23 protein-coding genes, 1 tRNA gene, 2 pseudogenes and 1 riboswitch are annotated in these 26,900 nt (G+C 72.7%); of the genes and pseudogenes, 5 read left to right on the forward strand and 21 right to left on the reverse strand.

The features are described 5' to 3' along the window. Positions 1–5: 5 nt before the first annotated feature. The 11 genes and pseudogenes from ABZ854_RS23780 to ABZ854_RS23830 all read right to left on the reverse strand — a co-directional run. Positions 6–79 (reverse strand) — tRNA-Pro (locus tag ABZ854_RS23780). Positions 80–238: 159 nt separating this feature from the next. After that, on the reverse strand, positions 239–1,678 hold the full coding sequence (locus tag ABZ854_RS23785; RefSeq protein ID WP_361214166.1) for an MFS transporter: 1,440 nt from the start codon (positions 1,676–1,678) through the stop codon (positions 239–241). Positions 1,679–1,991: 313 nt separating this feature from the next. Continuing rightward, entirely contained in the window at positions 1,992–2,351 is a 360-nt protein-coding gene (locus tag ABZ854_RS23790; RefSeq protein WP_361214168.1) for an MmcQ/YjbR family DNA-binding protein, read from the reverse strand. A gap of 52 nt (positions 2,352–2,403) precedes the next feature. Next, positions 2,404–3,306, reverse strand: coding sequence for a LysR family transcriptional regulator (locus ABZ854_RS23795; protein WP_361214170.1), 903 nt, complete (start codon positions 3,304–3,306; stop codon positions 2,404–2,406). A gap of 30 nt (positions 3,307–3,336) precedes the next feature. Beyond that, positions 3,337–4,530: a glycine C-acetyltransferase gene (locus ABZ854_RS23800; protein ID WP_361214172.1), complete on the reverse strand. Its 1,194-nt coding sequence runs from the start codon at positions 4,528–4,530 to the stop codon at positions 3,337–3,339. 59 nt (positions 4,531–4,589) lie between these two features. Then, positions 4,590–5,618 carry an L-threonine 3-dehydrogenase gene (tdh, locus tag ABZ854_RS23805; RefSeq protein WP_361214173.1) on the reverse strand — a complete coding sequence of 343 codons (1,029 nt, stop codon included), beginning with the start codon at positions 5,616–5,618 and terminating at the stop codon, positions 4,590–4,592. 199 nt (positions 5,619–5,817) lie between these two features. Continuing rightward, positions 5,818–6,393 carry a GAF domain-containing protein gene (locus ABZ854_RS23810; RefSeq protein ID WP_361214175.1) on the reverse strand — a complete coding sequence of 192 codons (576 nt, stop codon included), beginning with the start codon at positions 6,391–6,393 and terminating at the stop codon, positions 5,818–5,820. Positions 6,394–6,516: 123 nt separating this feature from the next. Further along, positions 6,517–7,116 (reverse strand): ATP/GTP-binding protein, encoded by a 600-nt coding sequence (locus tag ABZ854_RS23815; protein WP_129305541.1) that lies wholly within the window; start codon positions 7,114–7,116, stop codon positions 6,517–6,519. Beyond that, on the reverse strand, positions 7,094–7,465 hold the full coding sequence (locus ABZ854_RS23820) for a DUF742 domain-containing protein (RefSeq protein WP_129311649.1): 372 nt from the start codon (positions 7,463–7,465) through the stop codon (positions 7,094–7,096). The genes ABZ854_RS23815 and ABZ854_RS23820 overlap by 23 nt, the downstream gene beginning before the upstream one ends. 2 nt (positions 7,466–7,467) lie before the next feature. Beyond that, positions 7,468–7,902: a roadblock/LC7 domain-containing protein gene (locus tag ABZ854_RS23825; protein ID WP_129305542.1), complete on the reverse strand. Its 435-nt coding sequence runs from the start codon at positions 7,900–7,902 to the stop codon at positions 7,468–7,470. 764 nt (positions 7,903–8,666) lie between these two features. Further along, positions 8,667–10,709: pseudogene (locus ABZ854_RS23830) on the reverse strand (ATP-binding protein); the annotation flags it as partial. Positions 10,710–11,183: 474 nt separating this feature from the next. Between ABZ854_RS23830 and ABZ854_RS23835 the strand changes: the two are divergent. Next, positions 11,184–12,281, forward strand: a complete 1,098-nt coding sequence (locus ABZ854_RS23835) for a vWA domain-containing protein (protein WP_361214177.1) — start codon at positions 11,184–11,186, stop codon at positions 12,279–12,281. Positions 12,282–12,287: 6 nt separating this feature from the next. Here the strand turns inward: ABZ854_RS23835 and ABZ854_RS23840 are convergent, their stop codons facing one another. After that, entirely contained in the window at positions 12,288–13,205 is a 918-nt protein-coding gene (locus ABZ854_RS23840) for a class I SAM-dependent methyltransferase (RefSeq protein ID WP_361214179.1), read from the reverse strand. A 144-nt stretch (positions 13,206–13,349) separates the two neighbouring features. Between ABZ854_RS23840 and ABZ854_RS23845 the strand changes: the two genes are divergently transcribed. Beyond that, a complete protein-coding gene (locus ABZ854_RS23845; RefSeq protein ID WP_361214181.1) occupies positions 13,350–14,699 on the forward strand; it encodes a phosphatase PAP2 family protein in 1,350 nt (449 codons plus the stop codon). Positions 14,700–14,736: 37 nt separating this feature from the next. Here ABZ854_RS23845 and ABZ854_RS23850 read toward each other — a convergent pair whose 3' ends face one another. Then, the gene (locus tag ABZ854_RS23850; RefSeq protein WP_361214183.1) at positions 14,737–15,930 is read right to left on the reverse strand and encodes an MBL fold metallo-hydrolase; all 1,194 of its coding nucleotides are present in this window, start codon (positions 15,928–15,930) and stop codon (positions 14,737–14,739) included. A 141-nt stretch (positions 15,931–16,071) separates the two neighbouring features. Here ABZ854_RS23850 and ABZ854_RS23855 point away from each other — a divergent pair, with 141 nt between their 5' ends. Beyond that, complete coding sequence (locus ABZ854_RS23855) at positions 16,072–16,683, forward strand: TetR/AcrR family transcriptional regulator (protein WP_361214185.1); 612 nt, start codon at positions 16,072–16,074, stop codon at positions 16,681–16,683. An 83-nt stretch (positions 16,684–16,766) separates the two neighbouring features. Here the strand turns inward: ABZ854_RS23855 and ABZ854_RS23860 are convergent, their stop codons facing one another. From ABZ854_RS23860 to ABZ854_RS23870, 3 genes are all read right to left on the reverse strand, one after another. Further along, positions 16,767–17,594, reverse strand: coding sequence for an SGNH/GDSL hydrolase family protein (locus ABZ854_RS23860; protein WP_361214187.1), 828 nt, complete (start codon positions 17,592–17,594; stop codon positions 16,767–16,769). Positions 17,595–17,703: 109 nt separating this feature from the next. Continuing rightward, positions 17,704–18,633 carry a LysM peptidoglycan-binding domain-containing M23 family metallopeptidase gene (locus tag ABZ854_RS23865; RefSeq protein WP_361214189.1) on the reverse strand — a complete coding sequence of 310 codons (930 nt, stop codon included), beginning with the start codon at positions 18,631–18,633 and terminating at the stop codon, positions 17,704–17,706. Positions 18,634–18,637: 4 nt separating this feature from the next. Next, positions 18,638–18,834, reverse strand: a riboswitch (cyclic di-AMP (ydaO/yuaA leader). Between the two features lie 271 nt (positions 18,835–19,105). Further along, on the reverse strand, positions 19,106–21,178 hold the full coding sequence (locus tag ABZ854_RS23870; RefSeq protein ID WP_361214209.1) for an alpha-galactosidase: 2,073 nt from the start codon (positions 21,176–21,178) through the stop codon (positions 19,106–19,108). Positions 21,179–21,365: 187 nt separating this feature from the next. Between ABZ854_RS23870 and ABZ854_RS23875 the strand changes: the two genes are divergently transcribed. Beyond that, complete coding sequence (locus ABZ854_RS23875; RefSeq protein WP_361214191.1) at positions 21,366–22,163, forward strand: tyrosine-protein phosphatase; 798 nt, start codon at positions 21,366–21,368, stop codon at positions 22,161–22,163. Positions 22,164–22,180: 17 nt separating this feature from the next. Here the strand turns inward: ABZ854_RS23875 and ABZ854_RS23880 are convergent, their stop codons facing one another. After that, the gene (locus ABZ854_RS23880; protein WP_361214193.1) at positions 22,181–22,303 is read right to left on the reverse strand and encodes a DUF6126 family protein; all 123 of its coding nucleotides are present in this window, start codon (positions 22,301–22,303) and stop codon (positions 22,181–22,183) included. Continuing rightward, positions 22,300–22,923: an XRE family transcriptional regulator gene (locus ABZ854_RS23885; RefSeq protein ID WP_361214195.1), complete on the reverse strand. Its 624-nt coding sequence runs from the start codon at positions 22,921–22,923 to the stop codon at positions 22,300–22,302. Before ABZ854_RS23885 ends, ABZ854_RS23880 begins: the two co-directional genes overlap by 4 nt. A 138-nt stretch (positions 22,924–23,061) precedes the next feature. Here ABZ854_RS23885 and ABZ854_RS23890 point away from each other — a divergent pair, with 138 nt between their 5' ends. Continuing rightward, on the forward strand, positions 23,062–23,352 hold the full coding sequence (locus tag ABZ854_RS23890) for a hypothetical protein (RefSeq protein ID WP_361214196.1): 291 nt from the start codon (positions 23,062–23,064) through the stop codon (positions 23,350–23,352). A gap of 70 nt (positions 23,353–23,422) precedes the next feature. On the opposite strand, the gene ABZ854_RS23895 is transcribed toward ABZ854_RS23890, so the two are convergent. The 3 genes and pseudogenes from ABZ854_RS23895 to ABZ854_RS23905 all read right to left on the reverse strand — a co-directional run. Continuing rightward, positions 23,423–24,808 (reverse strand): aspartate aminotransferase family protein, encoded by a 1,386-nt coding sequence (locus tag ABZ854_RS23895; RefSeq protein ID WP_361214198.1) that lies wholly within the window; start codon positions 24,806–24,808, stop codon positions 23,423–23,425. Then, entirely contained in the window at positions 24,805–26,724 is a 1,920-nt protein-coding gene (gene dxs, locus ABZ854_RS23900; protein ID WP_361214200.1) for a 1-deoxy-D-xylulose-5-phosphate synthase, read from the reverse strand. The genes ABZ854_RS23895 and dxs overlap by 4 nt, the downstream gene beginning before the upstream one ends. 47 nt (positions 26,725–26,771) lie before the next feature. Further along, positions 26,772–26,900 (reverse strand): annotated as a pseudogene (locus tag ABZ854_RS23905) (4-hydroxy-3-methylbut-2-en-1-yl diphosphate synthase); the annotation flags it as partial.

A 26,900-nucleotide genomic window follows, 5' to 3' on the forward strand; every position in this document is an offset into this window, starting at 1 on the left:
CACCGTCGGGACGACAGGATTTGAACCTGCGACCCCTTGACCCCCAGTCAAGTGCGCTACCAAGCTGCGCCACGTCCCGGTGCCGTTTGACCTGGGGATTCCCCGGTCGAAACGCGCAGGGAAACAATACCGCACTCGGGTCGGTGGTCGCGCACTCGTTTTCCGGGACGCGAGGCGTCTTTTTTTCCGGTACGCGGGGCGTCTTTCCGGGACGCGAGGCCCGGGGAGCGTACGGGATTCAAGTCAGGGGTGCCGCGTCGGCGCGGGGCAGGTTCCGTATCGCCGGGACCGCCAGCAGCGACGCGGCCACCACCAGGCTCATCGCCCCCGAGACCAGCAGCACGTGGCCGGTGCCGAGCGCGCCGGCCGCCGGTCCCGCCAGGGCCTGGCCCACCGGCATCATGGCGAGGGAGCCGGCCACGTCGTAGGCGTGGATGCGGTTCAGGGCGTCCGCCGGGACCTGGGTCTGCACGCTGGTCGCCCACATCACGCCCCAGAACGACATCCCGGTCCCGGCGAGGGCCGCGCCGGCCGCCATGGCGGGGACACCGAGGCCCGCGCCGACGGTCACCGGGAAACCCACGAAGGCGAACAGGGCGAGCCCGCCGGCCCGCAGCATGCGGCGCGGGCGGAGCCTGAGGGCCAGCAGCCCGCCGACCACGGTGCCCGCGCCGAGGGCGGAGTTGACCAGGCCGTAGGCGCGCGGGCCGTGGTGCTGAACGACCTCGGCGGCCACCAGCGGGACCGTCGGCCCCCACACGGCGATCATGTACAGGCACCAGACCGCGATCACCCCCCACAGCCAGGTCCGGGACCGGAACTCCCGCCACCCGTCGGCCAGGTCCGCGCGGAAGGCGCGCAGGCCGGCCCCGGCGGCGCGGGCACCGGCCGGCAGCGGGGGCAGCCGGAGCAGCAGCAAGCACAGGGCGCTGATCGCGTAGGTGGCGGCGTCGGCGGCGATCACGGCCCCCGACGAGGCGAAGGCGACCAGGAGACCGGCGACGGCGGGGCCGGCGAGCTGGGCGGCGGACTCGGCGACGCGGACCGCGCCGTTGGCGCCCTGGACGTCGCGGGCGAGGCGGGGCACGGTGCTGGCCACGCCCGGCTGGAAGACGGCCCCGGCCACGCCGTTGACGAACCCGATGGCGCAGATCTGCCACAGCACGACGTGCCCGGCGAGGAACAGTGCCGCGGCGAGGGACTGCGTGCCCAGCCGGACCAGGTCGGCGCCGATCATCAGCTTGCGCGTGCTGAACCGGTCGGCGATCACCCCGCCGAAGACGACCAGCCCGGCGAAGGAGGCGGCCTGGGCGGCCATGGCCAGTCCGACCGCGCCCGCCCCGTACCCCGAGGTCAGCAGACCGGCGGCGAGCGCCACGGGCAGCATGGTGTCACCGAGCCGGGCGACGGCCCGGCACACGAAGAACAAGGCGAAGTCCCGCGACCACACGGCCCGCGCGGCCCCGGCGTTCGCGCCCGGCACCCCCCGCCGGTGCGCCACCCCGCCGCGCAGCGCACCACCGCCGTGCGGCCTCCCGTCGCCGAGCCGCGCCAAGCCGGCGGCCGGGACCGCGCCGCGCTCGAACTCGCCGCCGCGCGGTGCGCGCGCGGGCACGTCTCCCGCATGCCCGCTCGGCCCCGCCTCGCCGCCACGCCGCGCCTCGGTGTCGCCCGTCATCCCTCGCGCTCCCTCCCCTGACCGCCGTCGCACACGCGTCCCCGGCGCACGGCTGACCCGCTTTCCTGGCCGATGCCGCCGCGCCGGGCGGCCGGCGCCGCAGGCACGCGCTGCGGCAGGTGCCCGGGGGCCGTCCCCTGCCGGCCCGGCGCCCCAGGGCTCCCGCGTCCCGAGTCCGCGTCTCCGGCCGCATGCGATGCGCGGCGTGTCGCCACAGCCCGGCCCGGCCGCCGCCCGCATGCCCCCGGCACGGAATGCGCCGCGTGCGTCGCGCGGGATCATGTCATGCCGGTCCTCCGCGCGCCGGGGTATTTCAGGGGTCGCGCGAGACGCCCACCTCGGGGTACGCGTCCAGGAGCCGGGGCGGGGCCGCCTGGCGCCAGGAGTCGGCGAGGATGTCGCGCAGTTCGTCCTCGTCGTCCAGGGCGGCGAGTCTCGCTCTCACCCAGGCGAACTGGGCCTCGTGACCGGCGATCCAGAACTTCTCCGGCTCGGCCAGCACCAGTTCGTCGCGCTCCTCCTTGGGGCAACGCACGGCGAGGGACGTCTCCTCCTCGGGCAGCGTGGCGAACATCTTCCCGGCGACCCGGAAGGTGGGCATGCTCCAGGCGATCTTCTCCGTGGTGTCCGGCAGGGACAGAGCGATACGGCGTACATCCTCGGCATCCGGCATGCCACGCACCGTAGCCCGTGCCACTGACAGTCACCCCGGTGTGCTGCGTCGCTCAGTCCTGGGCCGCCGCTCCCAGGGCGTCCAGCACCGGGCGGATCAGCGGATGCCCCTCGGCCCCGCGTCGTACGGCGGCGAAGACGCGCCGGGTCGGGGCCACCCCGTCGACGGGGCGGACGACCACACCGGTGAGATCCATGCCGCGCAGCGCGGACCGGGGCACGAGGGCGACGCCCGCGTCGGCGGAGGCCAGCGCGACGACGGCGCGGAAATCGTCGGAGGAGTGCTCGAGGCGGGGCTGGTATCCGGCGCTCTCGCAGGCCAGGACGACCACGTCGTGGCAGGGGTTGCCGGGGTAGGGGCCGATCCACGGGTCCTTCGCCAGTTCGGCGAGGGGGACCTCCTGGGCGTCCGCGAGCCGGTGTCCGAGGGGTACGACGGCGTCGAAGGGCTCGGCGTACAGGGAGACGTGGGTCAGCCGGGGGTCGTCGGCGGCCGGCGCCCCCCGGTACTCGACCGCCACGGCGACGTCGACCTGCCGGTCCAGGACCATGGGGAGGCTGGCGTCGCCCTCGGCGTCCTGGACGCGGATGCGTATGCCGGGCGCGCTGTGCGCGAGCCGGGCCACGGCGGGCGCGACGACCTGGGCGATGCCGGTCGCGAAGGCGGCCACGGTCACCGTGCCGGCCTCCCCCCAGCCGTACGCGGCCAGTTCCGCCTCGGCACGCTCCAGCTGGGCGAGGACCGCGTTGGTGTGGCTGAGCAGGATCTCGCCGGCCGGGGTGAGCCGTACGCCCTTGGCGCTCCGCTCGACGAGCCGGTGTCCGGTCTCCTGTTCCAGGGCCGTGAGCTGCTGGGAGACGGCGGAGGGGGTGAGGTAGAGCGCGGCGGCCGCCGCCGTGACCGTGCGGTGGTCGGCCACCGCACGGAGGATGTGGAGCCGCCGTGCCTCGATCATGCCCCCATTATCCCAGGGCGTCGGTCCTGGTCAGGCCCTCAGCTCCGCGCGCGCTGCGATGAACGCGTCGATCGCCCGGTTGACGTCCTCGGTGGAGTGCGCGGCGGACAGCTGGACGCGGATGCGGGCCTGGCCCTGCGGGACGACCGGGTAGGAGAACCCGATCACGTACACGCCGCGCTCCAGCAGCAGCTCGGCCATGCGGCCGGCCTCCGACGCGTCGCCGATCATGACGGGTGCGATGGCGTGGTCGCCGGGGAGGATGTCGAAGCCCTCCTCGGTCATCCGGTGGCGGAACAGCGCGGTGTTCTCGGCGAGTCGGACCCGTAGGTCGTCGGCCGACTCCAGCAGGTCGAGAACCTTCAGGGACGCAGCAGCGATGACCGGGGCGAGGGTGTTGGAGAACAGGTACGGGCGGGAGCGCTGGCGCAGCAGGGCGACGATCTCCGCGCGGGCGGCGACGTAGCCGCCGGAGGCACCGCCGAGGGCCTTGCCGAGCGTGCCGGTGATGATGTCGACACGGTCCATGACACCGTGCAGCTCGGGCGTACCGCGGCCGGTGGGGCCGACGAAGCCGACGGCGTGGGAGTCGTCGACCATGACCATGGCGTCGTAGCGGTCGGCGAGGTCGCAGATCTCCGCGAGGGGCGCCACGTAGCCGTCCATGGAGAAGACGCCGTCGGTGACGATCAGCTTGCGCCGGGCGTCGCCCGCGGCCTTGAGCTGCGCCTCCAGGTCGGCCATGTCGCGGTTGGCGTAGCGCAGGCGCTGGGCCTTGCTGAGGCGGATGCCGTCGATGATGGAGGCGTGGTTGAGGGCGTCGGAGATCACCGCGTCCTCGGGGCCGAGGAGGGTCTCGAAGACACCGCCGTTGGCGTCGAAGCAGGAGGAGTAGAGGATCGTGTCCTCCTGCCCGAGGAACGCGGCGAGGCGAGCCTCCAGCTCCTTGTGCACCTCCTGGGTGCCGCAGATGAAGCGGACGGACGCCATGCCGTAGCCCCAGCGGTCCAGGGCCGCGTGGGCGGCGGCGACCACGTCGGGGTGGTCGGCGAGGCCGAGGTAGTTGTTGGCGCAGAAGTTGAGGACCTCGCCGGGGCGGCCGCCGGCCGTGACGTTCACGGTCGCGGACTGCGGGGTGCCGATGACCCGCTCGGGCTTGTGCAGTCCGGCGGCACGGATCTCGTCGAGGGTGGTACGCAGGTCGTCGCGCACGGAGTCGAACATGGGGGGGCTCCTGAAGGTGCTTGCGGAGGGCGGGAGTTACTCGGGATACCGCTCGGGAGTTACTCGGTCCAGTCCAGAATGATCTTGCCGCTCGTCCCGGACGCCGCGTCCGCGAAGGCGGCCTCGTGGTCGCGGTAGCCGTAGCGGCCGGTGATCACGGGAGCGAGGTCCAGGCCGCCCTCCAGAAGGACGGACATCGCGTACCAGGTCTCGAACATCTCGCGGCCGTAGATGCCCTTGATGGTGAGCATCGAGGTCACGATCCGGGACCAGTCGACCGGGAACTCCTCGGCGGGCAGGCCGAGCATGGCGATGCGGCCGCCGTGCGTCATGTTGGCGATCATGTCCCGCATGGCCTCGGCGCGGCCGGACATCTCCAGGCCGATGTCGAAGCCCTCGCGCAGCCCCAGTTCGCGCTGGCCGTCGGCGATCGTGGACCGGGAGACGTTCAGCGCCAGGCTGACGCCGATCTTGCGGGCCAGCTCCAGGCGCTCCTCGCTGACGTCGGTGATGACGACGTTGCGGGCGCCGGCGTGCCGGGCGACGGCGGCGGCCATCAGGCCGATCGGGCCGGCCCCGGTGATCAGGACGTCCTCGCCGACCAGCGGGAAGGACAGCGCGGTGTGCACGGCGTTGCCGAACGGGTCGAAGATCGCGGCGACGTCGAGGTCGACGGGGACGCGGTGCACCCACACGTTGGACGCCGGCAGGGCCACGTACTCCGCGAAGGCGCCGTCTCGGCCGACTCCGAGCCCGAGGGTGGCGCGGCACAGGTGGCGGCGGCCGGCCAGGCAGTTGCGGCACTTGCCGCAGACCAGGTGGCCCTCGCCGCTGACCCGGTCGCCGATGCGGATGTCGGCGACGTCGCGGCCGGTCTCGACCACCTGGCCGACGAACTCGTGTCCGACGATGAGGGGGGTGCGGATCGCCTGCTGCGCCCAGCCGTCCCAGGCCCGGATGTGCAGGTCGGTACCGCAGATACCGGTCCGCATGACCTTGATCAGCACATCACCGGGTCCGATGGCGGGCTCGGGTACGTCCGTGAGCCGGAGTCCGGGCTCCGCCTTCTCCTTGACCAGCGCCTTCACGCGTGCCGCTCCTGTGGGGTGAGGTCCCGACCGCGGGGCATGCCGAAGGCGCCCGCGCCGGGTCAGAGGGGTGGAATCACCCTGCAATCTGCCGTATCGGGGGCCCCGGGGTCCATCGAGCTTTTCTTAACCGCCGCCTCAGCTTTCCTTCACGCCCCGCACGAGCCGGCTCGTGCGGGCAGCCCGGCCGCGGTGCCGGTCATGGCGGCAGGCCGTCCTCGGCCGACCGTTCGAGGCGTACGGCGAGGTCGGCGGCCAGCGCCTTGATGGTCTCCAGGCCGGTCTTCCCCCAGGCCCGCGGCGCCACGTCGGACACGCTCACCGTGCCGAGGGCCATGCCGGAACTGTCGAGGAGCGGGGCGCCGAGGTAGGAGCGGATGCCGTACTCGTCGACGACCGGGTTGCCGGCGAACCTCGGATAGTCGCCGACGTCCTCCAGGACCAGCGCCTTGCGGCGAACCACGACGTGCGGGCAGAAGCCGTGGCCGCGCGGCAGGACGCGGCCGACCTCGGGGCTGGTGCCGTCCTCCCGGACCACGGGCGGGAACGCCGGGACACGCAATCCGGCGAAGAACTGGTGTTGCTCGCCGATGAAGTTGACCATGGCGTAGGGCGCGCCGGTGAGCTGGGCGAGGTGGTCGGCGAAGGCGTCGAGGGCGGGTTCGGGCCGCTCGCCGAGGCCGAGCCGGCGCAGCCGGTGCACGCGGGCGGGGGCCTCATTGTCCTCGGGGGTGAGCAGCAGGCCCCTGACGGGCCGGGGCGGCTCATAGCTCATGTCCGGGCTCCGTCGCGGTGGGCGAACCTCATGTGCGGGCTCCGTGGGCGTGGGTCGGGGTGACGGATCGTGGGCGTGACGCGCCGTGGCCGGCGGGCCGGCTGCGGGGCGGGGGCGGACGGGTCACAGGTGGGCGCTGCGGCTCGGGGCGGGCGCCGGGGTGTGGGCGAGGAGGTGGCGGACGAGCACCAGCAGGGTCTGCACGCCGGAGCTGGAGATGCGGGCGTCGCAGCGGACGACCGGGATCCGCGGGTCGAGGTCGAGGGCGGACCGTACCTCCTCGGGGTCGTAGCGGTAGCCGCCGTCGAACTCGTTGATGGCGATGATGAAGGCGAGGCCGCGTTCCTCGAAGAAGTCGACGGCCGCGAAGCACTCCTGGAGGCGGCGGGTGTCGGCGAGGATCACCGCGCCGAGCGCGCCCTCGGACAGTTCGTCCCACATGAACCAGAACCGCTCCTGTCCGGGCGTGCCGAACAGGTACAGGACGTGCTGCGGGTCGAGGGTGATGCGCCCGAAGTCCATGGCGACGGTCGTCTCGACCTTGTTCTCGATGCCGTCGAGGTTGTCCGTGGCGGCGCTGACCGTGGTGAGCAGTTCCTCCGTGCTGAGCGGGGCGATCTCGCTGACCGCGCCCACGAAGGTCGTTTTGCCGACCCCGAACCCGCCCGCCACCAGGATCTTGAGCGCGGTCGGGAACGGGTCAGAGCTGTCGTCGTAGTCCATCGAGCACTGCCTCCAGCAGAGACCGGTCAGTCGGGTTGTGGTGGAAGGCGGGGGGCTTGGTGGTCAGCGCCCCGCAGTCGACGAGGTCGGACAGCAGCACCTTGGTGACCACCGCGGGCAGGGTGAGGTGGGCGGCGACCTCGGCGACCGAGACGGGGGCCCGGCACAGGTCGAGCGCCTGGGCGTGCTCGGGGCCGAGGTAGCCGAGCGGGGTGACGCCGGTGGCCATCACCTGGGACATCAGGTCGAGGGCGATGCTGGGCTCGGTGCGGCCGTTGCTGACCGTGAAGGGGCGCACCAGGCGTCCGGCCGCGTCGTCGAGCCAGGGCCCGTCGCCGGCTGTGGCCACGCTCAAGGCCTCGTCGCCGTGGGTTCGACGGCGTGCTGCCGGGGTGCGGTGACCAGGTAGGGGCGGACGCTCTTGACGAGCATGGCCATCTCGTAGCCGAGCACGGCCGCGTCGGCCTCGCGGCCGGCGAGCACGGCGAGGCAGGTGCCGGAGCCGGCGGTGGTGACGAACAGCAGGGTCGAGTCGAGTTCGACGACGACCTGCCGTACGTCCCCGCCGTCGCCGAACCGGACGCCCGCGCTGCGGCCGAGGGAGTACAGGCCGGAGGCCAGGGCCGCCATGTGGTCGGCGCTGTCCGGGTCGAGGCCGTGCATGGACTTCACGAGTCCGTCGCAGGACAGCAGTACGGCGCTGGCGGTGTGCGGGACGCGTTGCACGAGGCCGCTGAGCAGCCAGTCGAGGTCGGATGCCTGGGCGGTCGGCGCATCGCTCGCCATGGTGGATCGACTCCTTGGGGTACGAAGGTCTGTGGAAGCGGGGGGTGGGTGGGTGAGGTCGCCACAGCTTCAGGCGTCGGGCGTCATCCGGCCGGTGCGCTCCCGTCGGCACGACCGGAAGCCTCGGTCCCGGGCGCGGGGGCGTGCGCCTGGGGGCGGGGTATGGGTGGCTGGCCGGGTGCGGCTGGAGCCGCCCCCGACGGGCCGTCACCCGCCGGCTCCTGGAACGAGACGGGCAACGCCCTGATGCGGGGCTGGTGTGCGGCGCCGCTGCCGTCGGGCGCCGGGGCCAGGTGAAGCGTGTCCAGCGCCGAAGGCGTCGACTCTCCGCTGGGCCGCCCGCGTCCGAGCACTGCCCCGTCGGAAGACTGACTCCGCCGCGGAAGTGCCGGCGCTGCCGGCAGACTCCTACCGTGCTGCGCACCCTCGGCCCCGGACGACTGGGACGCCGGGTCGTACGGCAGCCATTCGGCTGCCGACGGCGGTACGGCCCGGGCGCGTACGGGGAGTTCACCGCCGGAGCGTTCGCCGGACGGCTGCGCGGCCGGATCGTACGAGAGCGGATCGGCTACCGACGGCGGCACCACCCTGACCCGTACGGGCAGTTCGCCGTCGGCGGGTTCGCCGGCCGGGGTCGCGGGGAGCGCTTGCGGTGCGGTGGGTTGCCACGGGGCCGGGTCCAGGTGGCCGGCGGCCTCGCCCGTGGGCTCGCTCCAGGGGGGAGCCGCGTGCGCAGGCTCCTCGTGTCCGGGCTGGTCCAGGTGCTGCTGTGCCTCGGCCAGGCCGATACCGCGCTGGAAGGCCGCCATCAGGCCGGGGTCGTGGCCCGCGACGGTGTCGGTGTCCGGGCGGGGGGCGGGCCCGCCCCGCAGTTGGGGCACGATGTGCTCCTGGGCGCGGCGGCGGGGCAGTCGGGGCTTCTCCATCGTGCCGCGTACGGCGCCCGCGCGCGGGGTGGGCGCCAGTCCGGCGTGGGCCTCGACGGTCACCCGGTCCTCGGCGCTGACGCCGGGCACGGCCTCGGCGGGGTTGGCCCGCCGCTCCCCGGCCCCGCGCACGGGCAGCGGGGCCGGCGCGTCCCCGGTCCGCCCGTTCTCGCCCTGCGCGTCTCCGAGCGGCCCACGCTCGGGGTGCACGGACGCGAGCCGGGCGGCGCCGTCGGTTCCGTCGCCCACGGCCTCGCTCGGGGCGGCGCCGTTCCATGCGATCCCGTTCAGAGGTGCCCCGTTCGGGGCGGCGCCGTTTCTGGCCGCCGGGGCGCCGCGTCCGGGTGTGCGGTGTGCGTGCCGTCGGCGGCCGGCGGCGGGGGGCCGGACGTGGGCGCTCGGCGCGGCGGACCGGGTGTCGGCCGGCGCGGCGCCCGGCCTGTTCGCCCGGTCGTCGTCCGCCTCCACCGCCCCTGCGCCACCCGTCCCCGCCGTGGCCCGGCCCAGCGTGCCGCCGACGGAACCAGGGTGGGCGCCGGCCGGCACCGCCTGCTCGGTCACCGCCGCTTCGGGACGGGCGCCCTGCGGGGAGTGCGGCGCCGGCACCGCCGGCTGCCCGCCGATCGCCGCGTCCTGCGGTCCCACCGCTCCGGTCCTGGCCGGCGGCGCGGCCGGTGCCGTGCCCAGCAGGGCCTGGGGGACGACGAGTACGGCCTGTACGCCGCCGTAGATGTTGGTCTGCAGGCGCACATGGATGCCGTGGCGGCGGGCGAGTTGGGAGACGACGTAGAGGCCGATGCGGCCGTCGGCCAGCAGGCTGGCGACGTTGACCTGGTCGGGGTCCGCGAGCAGGGCGTTCATCCTGCTCTGTTCGCCGACCGGCATGCCGAGCCCGCGGTCCTCGACCTCCACGGCGAGCCCGGAGGTCACCAGGTTGGCGCGGAGCAGCACCTGAGTGTGCGGGGCGGAGAAGACCGTGGCGTTCTCGACGAGTTCGGCGAGGAGGTGGATCACGTCGGCGACGACGTGCCCGCGCAGTTCGCCGTCGATGGGCGGCACCAGCTTGACCCGGGAGTACTGCTCGACCTCGGCGATGGCGGAGCGCAGCACCTCGGTCATGTCGACCGGGTTGCTCCACTGCCGGCGGGAGACGGCGCCGCCGAGGACGGCGAGGTTCTCCGCGTGCCGGCGGATGCGGGTGGCGAGGTGGTCGACGTGGAAGAGGCCCTTGAGCAGGTCGGGGTCCTCGATCTGGTTCTCCAGGTCGTCCAGGATCGAGATCTCCCGGTGCACCAGGGACTGGAGCCGCCGCGCGAGGTTGACGAAGACCTCCAGTTTCTGCTCGCTGCCGGCCTGGCTGGAGAGCTGGGCCGCCTGCACGACGGCGGTGACGGCGCCGTCGTGCGCGCGGGCCAGGTCGGCGGCGAGGAGTTCGAAGTCGTCGGCGTCCTCGGGCGGCCCGCGGCGCGCCGCCCGGTGCGGCGGGTCCTCCCCCTGGCGGAGGGCCTCGACGAGGTCGAGGAGATCGGCCTCGCCGCGGGCGGCGGTGCGGCGCAGGGCGCCGATCCGGTCGGCGACCTGGCGGGCGGCACGGTCCGCGGCCACGGCGGCGGTCAGCACACCGGCGACGGTCACGGCGACCGCGCCGGCGAGCACCGCCCACAGGGTGGGCCCCGGGTGCGTGCCGGTGGAGCGGACGCTGAACAGCACGGCCGCGCTCGCGCTGAGCGCGACCGCGACGGGCGGCAGCACCGCGAGCCGCATCAGCTGTGGCCGTATGTGCGTCTCGGGCAGTGCGGGGGCGGGTCGGGCGACCGGCCGCCCGTGCCGGCCGCCCTCACGGCGGTCGGGTCGGGCGGCCGGTGCGCGGAGGTGAGACATCTGCGTCCTCGTACTGGTCCGTCGGGCTGCCATCCGGACACTCACAGTAGTCGCCAGAGCATCATGTGCGGTGGGCAGTTGACAAAGTCCCCCGCGGACAGTCCCGCTCTGGTATGAGGCTTCGTACGACAGACCGATGACCTTTTCGGACGGGTGAAGCAGACCCGAAAGGATTCGATACGACCTGGTCAAAAGCGATCAGCGGCAGAAGGGGTGCCTGGAAGGTCTCGTGCGCCCCCTGCCGCGCCGCACGCCCTGATGCGCGCCGCCTCTCACCCGGGGCGGCACGCGGCACCCGCGCCCACACCCGCAAAACCGTCACTCACAGTATCGGCACTGGCTTGTGCTCAGGGGCATTGTCAGTGGTGCTCCGTACGGTGAACCCATCATCCGAACGGACCGGCGTCCGCGGCGGGTTGCCCGACCCGCGGCAGACGTCCGCGCGCCCATGGGCACACAAAGGGGATTGACACGATGAGCGCCACGGTAAGGGACCGGCTCAAGAAGCACTTCGTGAACCACGTCGCTCTCGTCATCGACAAGTCCGGTTCGATGAGGGGGCATTCGGAGCAGCTCATCCGCGTGGTGGACGAGTTCGTGAAGGGCCTGGCGGAGGAGTCCGACCGGCTCGGCCACGAGACCCGGATCAGTCTCTACGCCTTCGACCACCTGGTGGAGAACCTGGTGTGGGACATGGACGTGAAGCACCTGCCGTCCATGCGCGGCCTCTACACCGTCGAGAACGGCGCGACCGCACTCATCCAGGCATCGGTGAAGGCGCTGGACGACCTCGGCCACATATGGGAGGAGTACGGCGAGCACAGCTTCCTCCAGGTCGTCGTCACCGACGGCGAGGAGAACGCCTCGGGCGCGGACCGGACCGGCTCGCGCCACGATCACCGGCCCGACGGCCGCGCCGTCCTCGACGAGTGGCGGGGCCGGATCGCGGACAAGCTGAACAGCCTGCCCGACCACTGGACCTCGGCCATCATGGTGCCCAACTCCCTGGCCAAGCGCACCGCTCAGCAGTACGGCTTCCCGACGGGCAACATCTCGATCTGGGACGCCGACTCGGCGCAGGGCGTCGAAGAGGCGATCGGCGCCGTCAAGTCGGCCGCCACGCGGTTCCTGCGGGACCGGGAGCAGGGCGTGCGCGGAACCAGGAACCTCTTCGCCATGGGCCAGGACCTCAGCACGGCCGACGTGAAGTCCAGTCTGCGGGCCCTCGACCCCGGCAACTACGTGCTGATCCCGGTGGACCAGCAGACGCCGATCCGCGACTTCGTCACCAGCGCCGGACATCCGTACAAGACGGGCTGCGCCTACTACGAGCTGTCCAAGCGGGAGAAGATCCAGGCCAACAAGAAGATCGCGGTGGCGGAAAAGGACGCCACCAGCGGCCGGATGACGGGAAGGGTGTTCACCGGTCCCGCGGCCCGCCGGCTCCTGGGCCTGCCGGAGACGGAGGTGACGGTGACGCCCGGCAGCAACGCGGAATACACCGTGTTCGTCCAGTCGACCTCGGTCAACCGCAAACTCCTCCCGGGAACCAGGCTCCTGGTCCTCCTGTAAGGCGGGTCAGTGGCCCTCCGCGACAGCGACGCGGCCCGACCGCAGGGAGGCCCGCACCCGCGTCGGGCTGCCGAGGGAGTGCGCGAGGGCGAGGAGTGTGTCGTCCGAGACCACCCGCAGGCCGTACTCCGCGAGCAGGGCGGCCAGTTGCTCCGGCCGCCACAGCGAGCGCCACGGCTCGCCGGAGGTGACCGAACTGCCGAGCACGCGGGCCAGCAGCCGCCCGGCGGCCGCCTTCACCGACGGCGTCTGGTAGTTGACGACGAGCGCGCTGCCCGGGGCCGTCCGGGCGGCGAGCGCGGCCACCGTGGCCCGCACCTCGTCCCGGGTGAGGTACGGCACGACGCCCTCCCACAGCCATGTCGTGGGCCGGGCCGGATCGTGCCCGGCGGCGTCCAGGGCCGCACCGAGGTCGTCGACGGCGAAGTCCACCGGAGTGAACCGTACGAAGCGGGCCGTGACGGGCGGTCCGGCGGGGCCGGGGCCGTCCTCGTCCACCGTGCGGTCCGCCGGTGCGGCAGCGGCGAGGCGGGCGCGCTTGTCCTCCTGGGAGGCGGGATGGTCGACCTCCCACACGTCGGTGCCCGCCAGTTCGGGCAGCCGCCAGGCGCGGGTGTCCAGGCCGGCGCCGAGGATCACCAGCTGGCCGGTCACGCGGGCGCGCAAGGCCTCGTCGATGGCCACCGTCCGCGGCACGACCACCTCGGCGCAGGCCCGCACGCTCTCGTACGCGGTGCGCGCCCGCATTCCGTCGGGCGGAGTGCTCGCGCGTACCTCGTCCACGGGCACGCGCTCCGGGGCCCGCAGCAGCCGTACCGCCATCGGATCGGCGAACCGACCCGGAACGGCCCTGCCGTCCGCGGCCGCCCGGCCCTGGCAGACCAGCACCGCCGTCCGGCTCGCCGTACGCCCGCTCTCGTTCATGGGACCGCATTCAACACCAGCCTCCGGGGGCGCCGAACCATTCCGATAACATGTTCGAGCTTGCGATGATTGGCGTCGTCGCTGCTCGTCCGTCAAACCCGAATCGAATCGGCCAAACGATTGATGTCCAGAGCGTCGCGGGTGATGTCACACATAGGCGGCAGGTCCGCGTCGGCCCTGGGGGGGCAACGGCGGGCCGTGCTGTGGACCGCGGCGGGGGCGGCGCTTCTCGGGCTCCTCACAGCCATGGAGATCGTCGCGCGCCGCTACGGCGAACCGGGGCCGATGTCCACCCTGGCCCGCGGTCTGTTCCTCGCCCCGAAGCCGGGTCCGCTGTACGGCGGTCTGGCATTGATGATGGTGGTGCTCACCTGGCGGCAGCGGTTCGTCGCCGCCGGTGCCGCCATCGGCATCGACCTCGTCTTCGTGCTGGTGCGCTGGGCGGCCGGCGCCAGGCCGAGCGACGGGCACGGCTTCGGCAACGGTGCGCTGTGGGTGATGGTGGGCTGCGGGGTCTTCGCCGTCACGCGCCGCACCGGCGCCGACCGCGTGCTGCTGCTGAAGGGCGTCGGTCTTGGCCTGCTGCTGGCGGCCGGCCGCAAGACCGGCGACACCTGGCTGCTCATCACCTCCAAGACCCGCCCGGCGGTGCTCGACCAGTACGTGGCGACCGCCGACCACGCGCTGGGCAACCCCTCCTGGCGGATGGGCCGGGCCGTCCGGGCCACCGACCCGTTCGGCCCGCACCTCCTGCACCTGGTCTACGCCCAGCTCGCGGTGGCCGCGATCGTCGTCGCGCTGTACCAGCTGCGGAACGTGGCGGCCGAGGGGCGCTTCCCGCGCCATCATCTGGTGCGCACCTTCCTGGTGATAGGTCTCCTCGGCCCGGCCGTCTACATGATCTTCCCGGTGGTCGGGCCGGTCTTCGCCTACGGCCCCGGCGCCTCCGGCACCGGCGGCGTCGAATGGGCGGTGGCCAACCTGTGGCCGCACACGCCGCCGCCGGTCGGCTCCCCGCACCCGGTGCCGTACGACGGGATCACGCCCCGCAACTGCATGCCCAGCCTGCACACGGCGTGGGCCACCGCGATCTTCATCCACACACGCGCCGCCCCCCGGGCCCTGCGGTACGCGGGCACGTTCTGGCTGGTGGCCACGCTCAGCGCGACCCTGGGGTTCGGCTACCACTACGGCGCGGACCTCATCGCCGGCGTGGTGTTCGCGCTCACCATCGAGACGGCGCTGCGCTCGCTCGACCGCGGCTGGGACCGGGCGGGCGTACGGCTGGTCGTCTACGGTACGACGGTCTTCGCCGCGCTCCTGGTGTCGTACCGCTGGCTGCCGGAGGAGATGGCCGCGCGGCCGTGGCTGTTCGGGCCCCTTCTGCTGCTGGCGCTGATCTCCGTGGTCTCCGGCTACGTGCGGACCACCAGACAGTGGGAACGGCCCACGGCACCCGCACCACGACCGGAGTCGCAGCTCGAACCGGTGTGAGCCGCCCTCCCGCTGTGCCGGGTTCAGCCCCTGGCCGTCACCGGTCGCCCGCGAGGTCGAGATCCGCCGGCCGCTCCCCGGCGGGCGCCTCCACCGGGCGGGCGGCGCGCCAATGGTGGGCGATCGGCCGGGAGACGGTCCGCCACCAGGGCTCGCCGGGCACCTTTCCGCCGGGCTCGAAGGGTTCGCCGGGCCGCGGGAGCGCCACCGGCTGTCCGGCCTCGTCCCCCGCGTCCTTCGTCCACTCCCCCGGCTCGGCCCAGGCGTGCGGGGCGAGGTTGAACGTGCCCCAGTGGATCGGCAGCAGCACCCCGTGCGGGGCGCCGCCCTGGAGGTCGAGGTGGGCGCGCAGGCCCTCCTCGGGGGTCATGTGGATGTCCGGCCAGAACGGGGAGTACGCGCCGATCTGGATCATGGTGGCGTCGAACGGGCCGTGGGCGGCTCCGATGTCCTTGAAGCCCTCGAAGTAGCCGGTGTCCCCGCTGTGGTAGATCCGGTGCTCCTTGCCGGCGACGGCCCAGGACGCCCAGAGGGTGTGCTGGGTGTTGCGCAGGCCTCGGCCGCAGAAGTGGCGGGCGGGGGTGGCGGTGAGGGTCAGGCCGCCGACCCGCGTCGACTCGTGCCAGTCCAGCTCGCTCAGCCGCTCGGCGGCCACCCCCCAGTGTTCGAGGTGGGCGCCGACGCCGAGGGGCACCGCGAACAGGGTGTCCGTGCCGGCCAGCGCCAGAATCGTGGGCATGTCCAGATGGTCGTAGTGGTCGTGGGAGATGACCACGACGTCGACCGGGCCGAGGGCTGCCAGCGGCAGCGGCACCGGGTGCAGCCGCCAGGGCCCGACGAAGGGGAACGGGGAGCAGCGCTCTCCCCAGACCGGGTCGAACAGGACCCGGTGGCCGTCGATCTCCGCGAGCACGCTGGAGTGGCCCATCCAGGTCAGCCGCAGCCCCGTGGCCGGAGGTCTGGCCAGGTCGGCGTAGGTCGTCGCGTGCACCGGGACGGTGCCGCTCGGCGCGCGCAGCGGGCGCTGCTGCTTGTCGAGGAAGACCTTCGCGAGGTCGCGACGGGACCCGGAGGGGACGGTACGCGCGGTGCCGCCCGGGTTCTGGAAGACGCCGTCCTTGAAATGCGGGGAGCGGCGGATGCGTGCCATGCGCTCACCGCCGGGATCCGCGCCGAAGGCGGCGGGCCGCAGCCCTCGGAGCCCGGAACTCTGGGAACGCGGACCGGTCACGGTACCTCCAGGTGGAGTCGCTGAGGACTTCCATTATGGTCGGCCCGTCCGACAAGCAGACCGACGGCGCCCCGCCCGCAACGTCCCCGCCACTGGCCGGACACGGTCGGTGTCGCACTGGTGACGGATTAGGGTGGCCGGGTGGCGAGAGTGCGGTTGAGCGTTGCGGAGCGGCGCGAGGAGCTGCTGCGCGCGGCAGTCGAGCAGATCGAGGTGCGGGGCGTGGCGGCGCTCAGGATCGCCGACGTGGCGTCCGCGCTCGGGGTGAGCAACGCGCTGGTGCTGTACCACTTCTCCACGAAGGAGCAGCTGGTCGCCGCCGCGTTCGCGCACGCGGCGGAGGGCGACCTCGCGCACCTGCGGGGGCTGCTGGGCCGGCGGACGTCGGCGGTGCGCCGGCTGCGGTCGGCCGTCCGCTGGTACGCGCCGTCGGGTGCGGCCAAGGGCTGGCGGCTGTGGATCGAGGGCTGGGCGGTGTCACTGCGCGAGCCGGCTCTGCGCGAGGTCACCCGGGAACTGGACCGGCAGTGGAAGGCGGCGATCGCCACGGTCATCGCCGAGGGCGTCGCCGCGGGCGAGTTCGCGTGCGCCGATCCCGAAGGTACGGCCCTGCGTCTGACGGCCCTCCTGGACGGACTCGCCGTCCAGCTGACCTCCTATCCGGGCGGCGTGCCCCGCACCCGCGCGCAGGAGTGGGGCGAGGCGGCACTGGCCAGGGAACTCGGGCTGGACCAGGAGGCTCTGAAGGGCTGACGTCCCTCGGTGCGCGCGGGGAGGGCCGGCCGGTGCCCCGCGGCGCGCCGGTCGGGCGCCGCGGGGCTCGGTGAGTGGGGGTGTCAGGCCACCGACGCGATTCGCATCTTGATGTCGTCCGGCGACAGCGTGCCCTTCGCCGTGACGTGGTCGCCGGAGGACTCGCCGCGCAGCCGGCGGCCGATCCACGGGACGAGGTACTCGCGGGCCCAGTGCACGTCGTCGCGGCGGACCTCCAGCGTGCCGCGGGGCGGCAGGGGCGGCCAGGGCTGCTCGGGGTCGGCCGGGATCTTCAGGCCGAGGGCCTGGCCGGCGCGCAGGGCCACGCGGGTGTGGCCCTCGGCCGACAGGTGGAGCCGGTCGTCGTCCCACGCCCGGCGGTCCTGCACGGACTTCAGGGACCACAGGTCGAGCACCGGGCAGCCGTACCGGTCGGCGACGGCCCGCACGTGCCCGTTGTACGTGGCGATCTTGCCCCGCAGGTGCTTGAGCACCGGGACGCCACGCGTGTCGAAACCGGTCGTCACGAGGACCGTGCCCGCCGCCTCGGCCAGCCGGGACACGGACCGCTCGAAGCGTTCGGCGACCTCGTCCGGGTCGGTGCCGGGGCGAATGATGTCGTTGCCGCCGGCGCAGAAGGAGACCAGGTCCGGGGCGAGTTCGAGCGCCTTGGGGACCTGGTCCGCCACGATCTGGTCGAGCAGCTTCCCGCGCACCGCGAGGTTGCTGTACCGGAAGTCTCCCTCGGGCCGCCGGTCGGCGAGCAGGACCGCGAACCGGTCGGCCCAGCCGACGAACGCCCCGTCGGGCCCCGGGTCGCCGACGCCCTCGGTGAAGCTGTCCCCCACCGCCACGTACGACCCGATCGACCCGATCACCGATGTGTTGTCACTCTTCGAATCGTCTGCCACGTCGGACCATGATTCACCTTCGGATGTGACTTACGCGACCGTAGGCGGGGGTTGACGGACGGTGAGAAGTCCCACTGCTTATTCATTTGCCATTCAGGAATACTCCGGGTCAGCCGACGGTGACCCCGTGCTGGCGGAGGTAGGCGACGGGGTCGATGTCCGAGCCGTAGTCCGGGGTGGTCCGGATCTCGAAGTGCAGGTGCGGTCCGGTCACGTTGCCGGTCGCGCCGGACAGGCCGAGCTGCTGTCCCTCCGTCACGCTCTGCCCGGCGGAGACGGAGAGCTGGGAGAGGTGGGCGTACTGGGCGTAGTGGCCGTCGTTCAGCTTGACGACGACCTGGTTGCCGTACGCGCCGCCCCAGCCCGCGGAGACGACCGTGCCGGCGGCGACGGACTTGACGGTGGTGCCGGTCGGGACGACGAAGTCGACGCCGGTGTGGTAGCCGCTGGACCACATGCTGCCCGCCACGTGGTAGCCGGTGCCGATGGTGGCGCCGGTCACCGGGAGCGTGAAGCCGGTGGAGGGGGTGGTGGCCGTGGGCGGGGTCTGCGGCTTCGACTGTGTCTGTGTCTGCGGCTTGGACGGGTGGGTGGACGGCGTCGTGGAGTGCGCGTCGGAGGACGGGTGGTGTGTCGCCGTCGCGCGCTTGCCGAGCGTGAGCTTCAGGCCGGGGTGGATCAGCGACGGGTCGTCGCCGACGACCTGCCGGTTGTCGTCGTAGAGCCGGTGCCAGCCGCCGCGGACGTCATGGGCGTCGGCTATCTTCGCCAGGCAGTCGCCGGACTTCACCGTGTAGGTGCGGACGCCCGGAGCGCGGTGCGCGGCCGCCGGCTTCGCGGCGGTCGCCTTCGTCGCCGTGTCCTTGGCGGCCGGGAGGGACTGGGCGACGTGCGCGGAACCGGACTGCGGGGTGGCGGCGTGGGCTCCGGCGGCCCCGACGAGCGGCAGGGCGAGGGCGGCGCCGCCGGTTCCGGCGACGGCGATGGAGCGGGTCAGACGCTGGGTCTTGGGACGACGGTGCTTACCCTTCGCGGGCATGGCGCATTCCTCTCCGGCGCCTGCGAGGTGAGCTGTCGGGTTCGGGCTGGAGCTGCCCGGCCGCGCGGTGCGCGGCTTCACCCCGAGCCTGTCGCGGAGACCGGGACAGGCAGTCGTACCTGGTGGGTCCCCCGCTCCTGCCGTACACGGGTCATGTGTGTGGGGACTCCGGGCGGCGGCAGGATTCGGCGTTCCGTCCGGAATTGGTGGCGAACGTAAGCGAGCGGGACGCACTGCGACAAGGAGCCGGTTCCCGCCTCCGCCGTTTCGGATGATCGGATACCTGAAAGCGCGGTCACCGTGCGTGCATGTCCGCGCTCTCGCTCGCCTCAATTGCCGCCGGGCGCCCGGACATTACGTGAGCATGACGTGCGACGGTCGGTCACCACTATGACGCTCCTCACGCACGCCACACCCACCTCCCCCTATTCCACAGCGAGTTGGAACGAAGCCGTAAATTCGGACAGAAGGCTCAGATGCGACGCAGGCGGAGAACCGTCGCATCGAGATCGCCGCGCAGCCGGGTCCGCAGCCCGTGGTGCAGGAGGACGGCACCTCGGTGCACTTCGCCCGTTTCACGGCATTCGTACGACGCGGCCGGGTCGAGTCCGCGCAGCCGCAGGGCCGGGACCGGTTGGCCGTAACGCTGCGACTGGAGCCAGGCGAGCACCACGGTCTCGTCGCCGAGGACGTACTGGACGGCGCTGAGGCCGCCCGCCGGTGGGCGCAGCCGGTACAGGTCGCCGTGCTGGACGACGGGCCGGATCTCCTTGTAGAGGTCCACCCAGGCGCGGGCCTCGGTCAGCTCCTCCTCACTCCACCCGGTGAGGTCGCCGCCGACGCCGAGGACTCCCGCCATGGCACTGACGAACCGGAAACGCAGGCTGCTCACCCGGCCGTTGAGCTGGGTGTTCGGGCTGTCGGTGACCCAGGCGGCCATGACCCGGGCGGGGTGGACCTGGCTGAACCCGTACTGGATGGCGAGCCGGTCCAGCGGGTCGGTGTTGTCGGAGGTCCACACCTGGTCGGTACGGCTCAGCACCCCCAGGTCGATCCGGCCGCCGCCGCCCGAGCAGGACTCGAAGGCGACCTCGGGGTGCGCGGCGCGCAGCCGGTCCAGCAGGGCGTACAGGGCGTGGGTGTGGTCGGTCCACAGGCGCTGCGGATACGGCTCCCCCGGCCAGCCGGCGTCGGTGAAGCAGCGGTTGAAGTCCCACTTCACATAGTCGACGGGTGCGCTGGAGAGCAGAGTGTGCAGCTGCTCCCACAGGTACTCCTGGACATCCTCGCGGGCCAGGTTGAGGACGAGCTGATTGCGGAATTCCGTCCGCTTTCGCCCCGGTTGGTACTGCACCCAGTCGGGGTGTGCGCGATAGAGGTCGCTGTCCGGGTTGACCATCTCGGGTTCGACCCAGATGCCGAACTGCATGCCGAGGCCGTGCACCTGGTCGGCGAGGGGCTTCAGGCCGTGCGGGAAGCGGTCGGAGTTGGGCGTCCAGTCGCCGAGTCCGGCCCGGTCGCTGGTGCGGGCGCCGAACCAGCCGTCGTCCACGACGAACAGCTCGACGCCGATGGCGGCGGCCCGCCGGGCGAGCGCGGCCTGCTGCTCCTCGGAGATGTCGAAGAAGGTGGCCTCCCAGGAGTTGAACAGCACCGGCCGGTCCCGGTCCGCGTCCGGGATCACGTGCGCGCGCTGGTAGGCGTGCCAGGTGCGGCTGGCCCCGCCGAAGCCGCCGTCGCTCCACAGGCCGGCGAAGACCGGGGTGGTGTACGAGCGGCCCGGCTCCAGGAGCAGCAGACCGGAGTCGTCGTGGCCGGCGCCGCCGGTGATCTGCACGCGCGCGTCCGGTAGCTGGGCGACAGCGATCCGCCAGGAGCCGGACCAGCCGAGGGCGCAGCCGTAGACCTCGCCGCGCTCCTCGGTGGCGTCGGTGTCGAGGGCGACCCAGGGCAGGTGCTGGTGTCCGGTGTGGCCGCGGCGGCTGCCGATGACCTTCTCGCCGTGGGTGAGGAGCGCGCCGGTGAGCAGGGACTCGGCGGCCCAGCGGCCGTGCAGCTGGGAGAGCCTCCAGCCCTCGCGGTCGGGCAGGGTCCAGGCGGCGGCGTCGGCGCGCAGCAGCTCCACGGGCTCGGGGCCGCCGTTGTGCAGGGCGACCCAGCGCTCGACGACGTCGCCGCGCATCCGGTAGTGGAGGGTGATCGCGAGCCCGTCGTCGTCGAAGCGCAGCCGCAGCACGTCGTCGTCCGTCTCGTACGACACGAAGCGCCACTCGGTGCCGCGCCGCTCCCCGGTGCGGACGGACAGGGCGGGGCGGGTGAAGCGGGGGCCGCCCTCGACGGGGTACTCCTCGCGGCCGTCCAGCGGAGACTCGAAGGGGCGGTACGCGGGCAGCGGGTCCGCCGCCAGGGCCTCGGCGTCGGCGAGGGCGATGCGCGGGCCCCAGTGCAGGTGGAGCAGCTCGTCCGCCTCCGTGAGGTGGAGGGCATAGCTGCTGCCGGGGCCGGACAGGAACCACGTACGGCCGTGCTCGGCGATCTCCACCATCTCCGCCATCTCCGTCATCAAGACCTCACAGGTGTCAACAGGACCGATCAATCCCGAACATCATCGGGTGTGAGGTACGCCCTGACAATGCCTGTGGACAACTCATTGCCCGAGGAAATCGATGTCGTATCGTCGACGGGTGCCCGTCGGCGAGCCGCGCCGGCGGCGCCGACCGGGAGGAGCCCCCGTGACGCAGCAGGTCCCGTCGACCGAGCCCGAGCTGGCCGGAGTCCGTAACTTCCGCGACGTCGGCGGACTGCCGGCGCGGGACGGACGGCGGGTGCGCCACGGCGTGCTGTTCCGCAGCGGGCACCTCGCCCACGCGACCTCCGAGGACGCCGCGTTCCTCGCCTCGCTGGGCCTGCACACGGTCTTCGACTTCCGCAACGCCGCCGACCAGAAGCTGGAGGGGCCGGACGTCGCGCTCCCCGGGGTGCGCAACGTGAACCTTCCGCTGAGCGACCCGGCGGACGGCGCGGAGTTCTGGAAGATGGTCCGCGACGGCGACCTCGACCAGCTGCGCGGGATCCTCGCCGACGGCAAGGCGGCCGGCCGGATGATCGCCTCCTACCGGCAGATCGTCAGGGACCGCACCGCCGAGCACTCCCGGGTGCTGCACGCGCTCGCCGAGGACAGCGTCCCCGCGCTGATGCACTGCGCGGCCGGCAAGGACCGCGCGGGCATCTCGATAGCCGTGACGCTGCTCGCCGTGGGTGTGGAGCGCGAGGGGATCGTCGCCGATTACCTGGAGTCCAACGCCAGGCACCGCCGCTACAAGGTCCACCGCAGCGGCAGCGCCGAGACGGCGTACACCCCCGAGGTGATGGAGCTGCTCAGCCCGCTGTTCGAGGCGCGCGCCGAGTACCTGGCGGCGGCCTTCGACAGCATCGAGGAGCGGTGGGGCGGGACCGAGACCTATCTGGAGGAGGGCCTCGGGCTCACCGCGCCCACCAGGGAGCGGCTGCGCGAGCGCCTGCTGGACTGAGCAGCCGCCGTCTGATCTCAGCTCTTGGCGCCCAACGTGAACAGCAGGTACAGGAACGCGGCCAGGAGATGACCGACGGCGATGTAGATGATCAGCCGGATCCACACGGATCGGGGGAACTTCTCCTCGTAGTCGCTCATGGCAGCTCTCCGGTCGGCGGGCCCAGGCACAGCGTTGCCGTGGGGCTCTGCAGCAGGGTGTGGACGAACAGCAGCTCGACGCCGTCGTGGTCCTCGGCGGCGAGGCGGTGCGGGGTGAGTGAGTCGAAGTGCGCGCTGTCGCCGGGTGCGAGCAGGTGCGCGCTGTCGCCGAGGCGCAGCCGGAGCCGGCCTCTCAGGACGTACAGCCACTCCTCGCCCGGGTGGACGCGAACGACGTCCCCCTGGGTGCCGTAGGGGACCTGGACGCGCAGCGCCTGCATGCCGCGCCCGGGGGCTCCGGCCTGGACGTAGGTCCAGCCGCCCGCCCGGGTCGGTTCCATGTCGGCGCCGCGCAGGACGGCGTCCCGGTCGGCGGGGGCCTCGCCGAGGAGTTCGGCGACCGTCGTACCGTAGATGCGGGCGAGCCCGAGCAGCATCGGCAGCGAGGGCTGCCGCCGCCCGGTCTCCAGCCGCGACAGATGCGCGGGCGAGAGCCCGGCGGCCTGCGCCGCGGCCTCCAGGGTGAGGCCGGCACGCCGCCGCAGGGCGCGCAACTGCGGGGCTACGGCGGACAGCTCGCCGCCCGGCTGTTCCGGTCGGCCCGCGTCTGAGGCGTTCATGCCTCCATTCAGCCCGAGCCTTGCCCTATCGGCAAATTTCTTGCCTGTGAGGCAAACCCCTGCCAGTCCGATCCCGCCCTGCGCAGCGCCTGCTAAGCTCGGCCCAAATTTTGAACACGTTCAAAAAAAGGGGAGCGCATGTCAGGAAGCACCGCACGGGACGGAGTCGAGTCGCCTGCCGTCCTGTTCGGCCCCACCTCGCTCGGACTGGGCCTCGCGGCCTCGGCGGGCCTGTGTCCCTGGCTCTTCTTCGGGCTGTTGCCCGTGATGCTCATCTGCGGGGCACTCGCCTTCGCCTTCGGCCTCTCGGGTATCTACTCCGCACAGCGTGGCGTCGGCCGGATGTGGATGGCCACCACCGGGACCGTCCTGGGTGTGACCGGCTTCGCCTGGCCCGTCGTCCTGTTCGCCGGGTCCCGGTACTACTGACCGGTGTCCCGGAACACCCGCGCCCCGCGCCCCACGGGGTCGGTACGGGGCGCGGGCCCGGGTCGCCGGCTCAGCGGTTGGCGACCGCCTGTCTGATCAGGGTCTTGCCGAAGTCCCACATCAGGGTGCCGCCGTTGTGGGCGTCGTCCATCACGGCGGTGAAGGCGGTGACGAAGCGGTCGACATCGGCCTCGTCGATGATCAGCGGCGGGATGAGCTTGATCACCTCCAGGTGGTCGCCGGAGACCTGGGTGAGGACGCGGTGCCGCTGGAGCAGGGGGACGACCACCATCTGGGCGAACAGGCCCTTGCGGGCGGCCTGGAGCATGGTCCAGCGGCTGCGCAGTTTCAGTGAGCTGGGCCGGCCGAACTCGATGCCGATCATCAGACCCCGGCCGCGGACGTCGGCGAGCAGTTCGTAGGTGTCGATCAGCGCGGTGAGGCGGGACTTGAGCAGCTCTCCGGTCCTGCGCACACCCGCGACGATCTGCTCGTTCTCCATCACCGACAGCACGGCGAGCCCGCACGCCATCGCCTGGGCGTTGGAGCCGAAGCTCGCCGAGTGGACGAGCACGCGGTCCATGGACGAGTAGACCTTCTTGAAGATCTCGTCCGTGCCGAGGGTGGCGCCGACCGGGACGTAGCCGCCGGAGAGCGCCTTGGCCACGCACACCAGGTCCGGTTCGACGCCGTCCTCGTGCTGGTAGGCGTAGAAGTCGCCGGTGCGGCCGAGGCCGGTCTGCACCTCGTCGGCGATGAGCAGCGCCTTGTGCCGGTGCAGCAGTTCCTGCGCGGCGCGCAGATAGCCGGGCGGGGCCTCGTGGACGCCCTTGCCCTGGATCGGCTCGACGATGAGGGCCGCCACGTCGCCCTTCCTCAGCTCGCGGGCGAGCGCGTCGAGGTTGCCGAGGGGGACGGCGGTGTCGGGCAGCAGCGGGGCGAAGCCGTCCCGGAAGCCGTCCTCGCCGTTGACGGACAGGGAGCCGGTGGTCAGGCCGTGGAAGGCGTGCTCGCAGTACAGGACGCGGGGCTTCCCGGTGGCGTACCGGGCGAATTTCAGGGCGGTCTCGACGGCCTCGGTACCGCTGTTGCCGAAGAACACCCGGTCCAGGTGCGGGCTGTGCGCGAGCAGCCGCTCGGCGAGCAGGCCGGGCAGCGGCTGGCAGTCGAACCGGGTCAGGTCGGCGAGGTCGAGGTCGAGGACGTCGTGCAGCGCCTTGCGGACGACCGGGTGGTGACGCCCCAGGCCCATCACGCCGAACCCGGCGAGCATGTCGAGGTGGTCGTTGCCGTCCGCGTCGAAGAAGTGGGCGCCCTCGGCCCGCTCGTAGACCTTGTCGAAGCCGATGGTGTGCAGCATGCGCGGGAGCTGCGGGTTGAGGTGCCGCGCGTGCAGGTCGTAGCGTTCGGCTCCGCGCTCGGCGAGGAGTGCGCCGAGGTCGAACTCGGTGGTCATCGAGTGTTCTCCAGGTTCTCGAGTCTCGGCTCGCCCGCCCGGCCGGCGTCCATGACGGCGAGGCTCGCGCCGATCCGGCCGGCCACCTCGACCGGGGTGAGCCCGATGTCGGCCAGCACCTCGGCGCGCTTGGCGTGGGCGAGGAACTGGTCCGGGATGCCGAAGCGCCGTACCGGCACGTCCACGTCGGCGTCGCCGAGGGCGAGTGCCACGGCCGAACCGACCCCGGCGGCGCGGCTGTTGTCCTCGACGACCGCCACCAGCCGGTGTTCCGCGGCCAGGCCCGGCAGCGCGGGGTCGACCGGCTTGACCCAGCGCGGGTCGACGACCGTGCAGCCGATGCCGCGCGCCGCCAGCAGGTCGGCGGCCTGGAGGCAGACCGGCGCCATCACCCCGACGGCGACCAGCAGCACCTGGGGGTCGTCGGCGCGGTGCAGGACGTCCATGCCGCCGACGTGGTCCACGGCCGGGATGTCCGGGCCGACGGACTCCTTGGGGAAGCGGACCAGGGTGGGCGCGTCGTCGACGGCGACGGCCTCGCGCAGCTGGGCGCGCAGCTGGGTGGCGTCGCGGGGGGCGGCGATGCGCAGGCCCGGCACGACCTGGAGGACGGACATGTCCCACATGCCGTTGTGGGAGGCCCCGTCGACACCGGTGACCCCGGCCCGGTCCAGGACGAAGGTGACGCCGCAGCGGTGCAACGCGACGTCCATGAGCAGTTGGTCGAAGGCGCGGTTGAGGAACGTGGCGTAGACGGCGACGACGGGGTGGAGTCCGCCGGTGGCGAGTCCGGCGGCGGAGACCGCCGCGTGCTGCTCGGCGATGCCGACGTCCCACACCCGGCCCGGGAACCGCTCGGCGAACCGGGCGAGGCCCACCGGGTGCAGCATGGCGGCCGTGATCGCCACGACGTCGTCGCGCTCCTCGCCGATCCTGACGATCTCGTCGCCGAACACCGACGTCCAGGACGGTCCCTTGGCGGGCGCGAGCGGCGCGCAGGTGAGCGGGTCCATCACGCCGACGGTGTGGAAGTGGTCCTCCTCGTCGGCGAGGGCGGGCTCGTAGCCACGGCCCTTCTGCGTGAGGCAGTGCACCAGGACGGGCCCGTGGAAGCGTTTGGCGCGGCGCAGCGCGGACTCGACGGCGAGGACGTCGTGGCCGTCGATCGGGCCGACGTATTTCAGGCCGAGGTCCTCGAACATGCCCTGCGGGGCGAACGCGTCCTTGAAGCCCTTCTTCGCTCCGTGCAGGGACTCGTAGACGGTGGCGCCGACGACCGGGGTCCGCAGGAGCACGCCCTTGCCCCAGGCGAGGACCTTCTCGTAGCCGTCGGTGGTGCGCAGGGTGGCCAGGTGGTTGGCGAGGCCGCCGATCGTGGGGGCGTACGACCGCTCGTTGTCGTTCACCACGATGATCAGCGGGCGGTCCCTGGCGGCCGCGATGTTGTTCAGCGCCTCCCACGCCATGCCGCCGGTCAGCGCGCCGTCGCCGATGACCGCGACGACGTGGCCCCGCTCCCCCCGCACCTGGTTGGCCTTGGCGAGTCCGTCGGCCCAGCCGAGCGCGGTCGAGGCGTGGCTGTTCTCGATGACGTCGTGCTCGGATTCCTCGCGGGAGGGGTAGCCGGACAGGCCGCCCTTGCCGCGCAGCTTGGAGAAGTCCTGGCGCCCCGTCAGCAGCTTGTGCACATAGCTCTGGTGGCCGGTGTCCCACAGGATCCGGTCGACCGGCGACTCGAAGACCCGGTGGAGCGCGATGGAGAGTTCCACCACCCCCAGGTTGGGTCCCAGGTGGCCGCCGGTCCGCGACACCGCCTGCACCAGGAACTCACGTATGTCGTCCGACAGTTCACCGAGTTCCGCCTCGGACAGCGCCTTCAGGTCGCGTGGTCCCCGGATGCTCTCCAGAATGCTCACGCTCGGGCCCCCTCTCGGTCCGTGCTGATAGTGGACTCAACTCGCCCTCAATTCGTCTGCTCGGCGAGCTTCATGGCCTCTTCGATGAGGGTTTCCACGATCTTGGACTCGGGGACGGTCTTGATGACCTCGCCCTTGACGAAGATCTGGCCCTTGCCGTTGCCGGAGGCGACGCC

The organism is Streptomyces sp. NPDC047028 (assembly GCF_040644095.1).
In the GTDB taxonomy this organism is placed as follows: domain Bacteria; phylum Actinomycetota; class Actinomycetes; order Streptomycetales; family Streptomycetaceae; genus Streptomyces.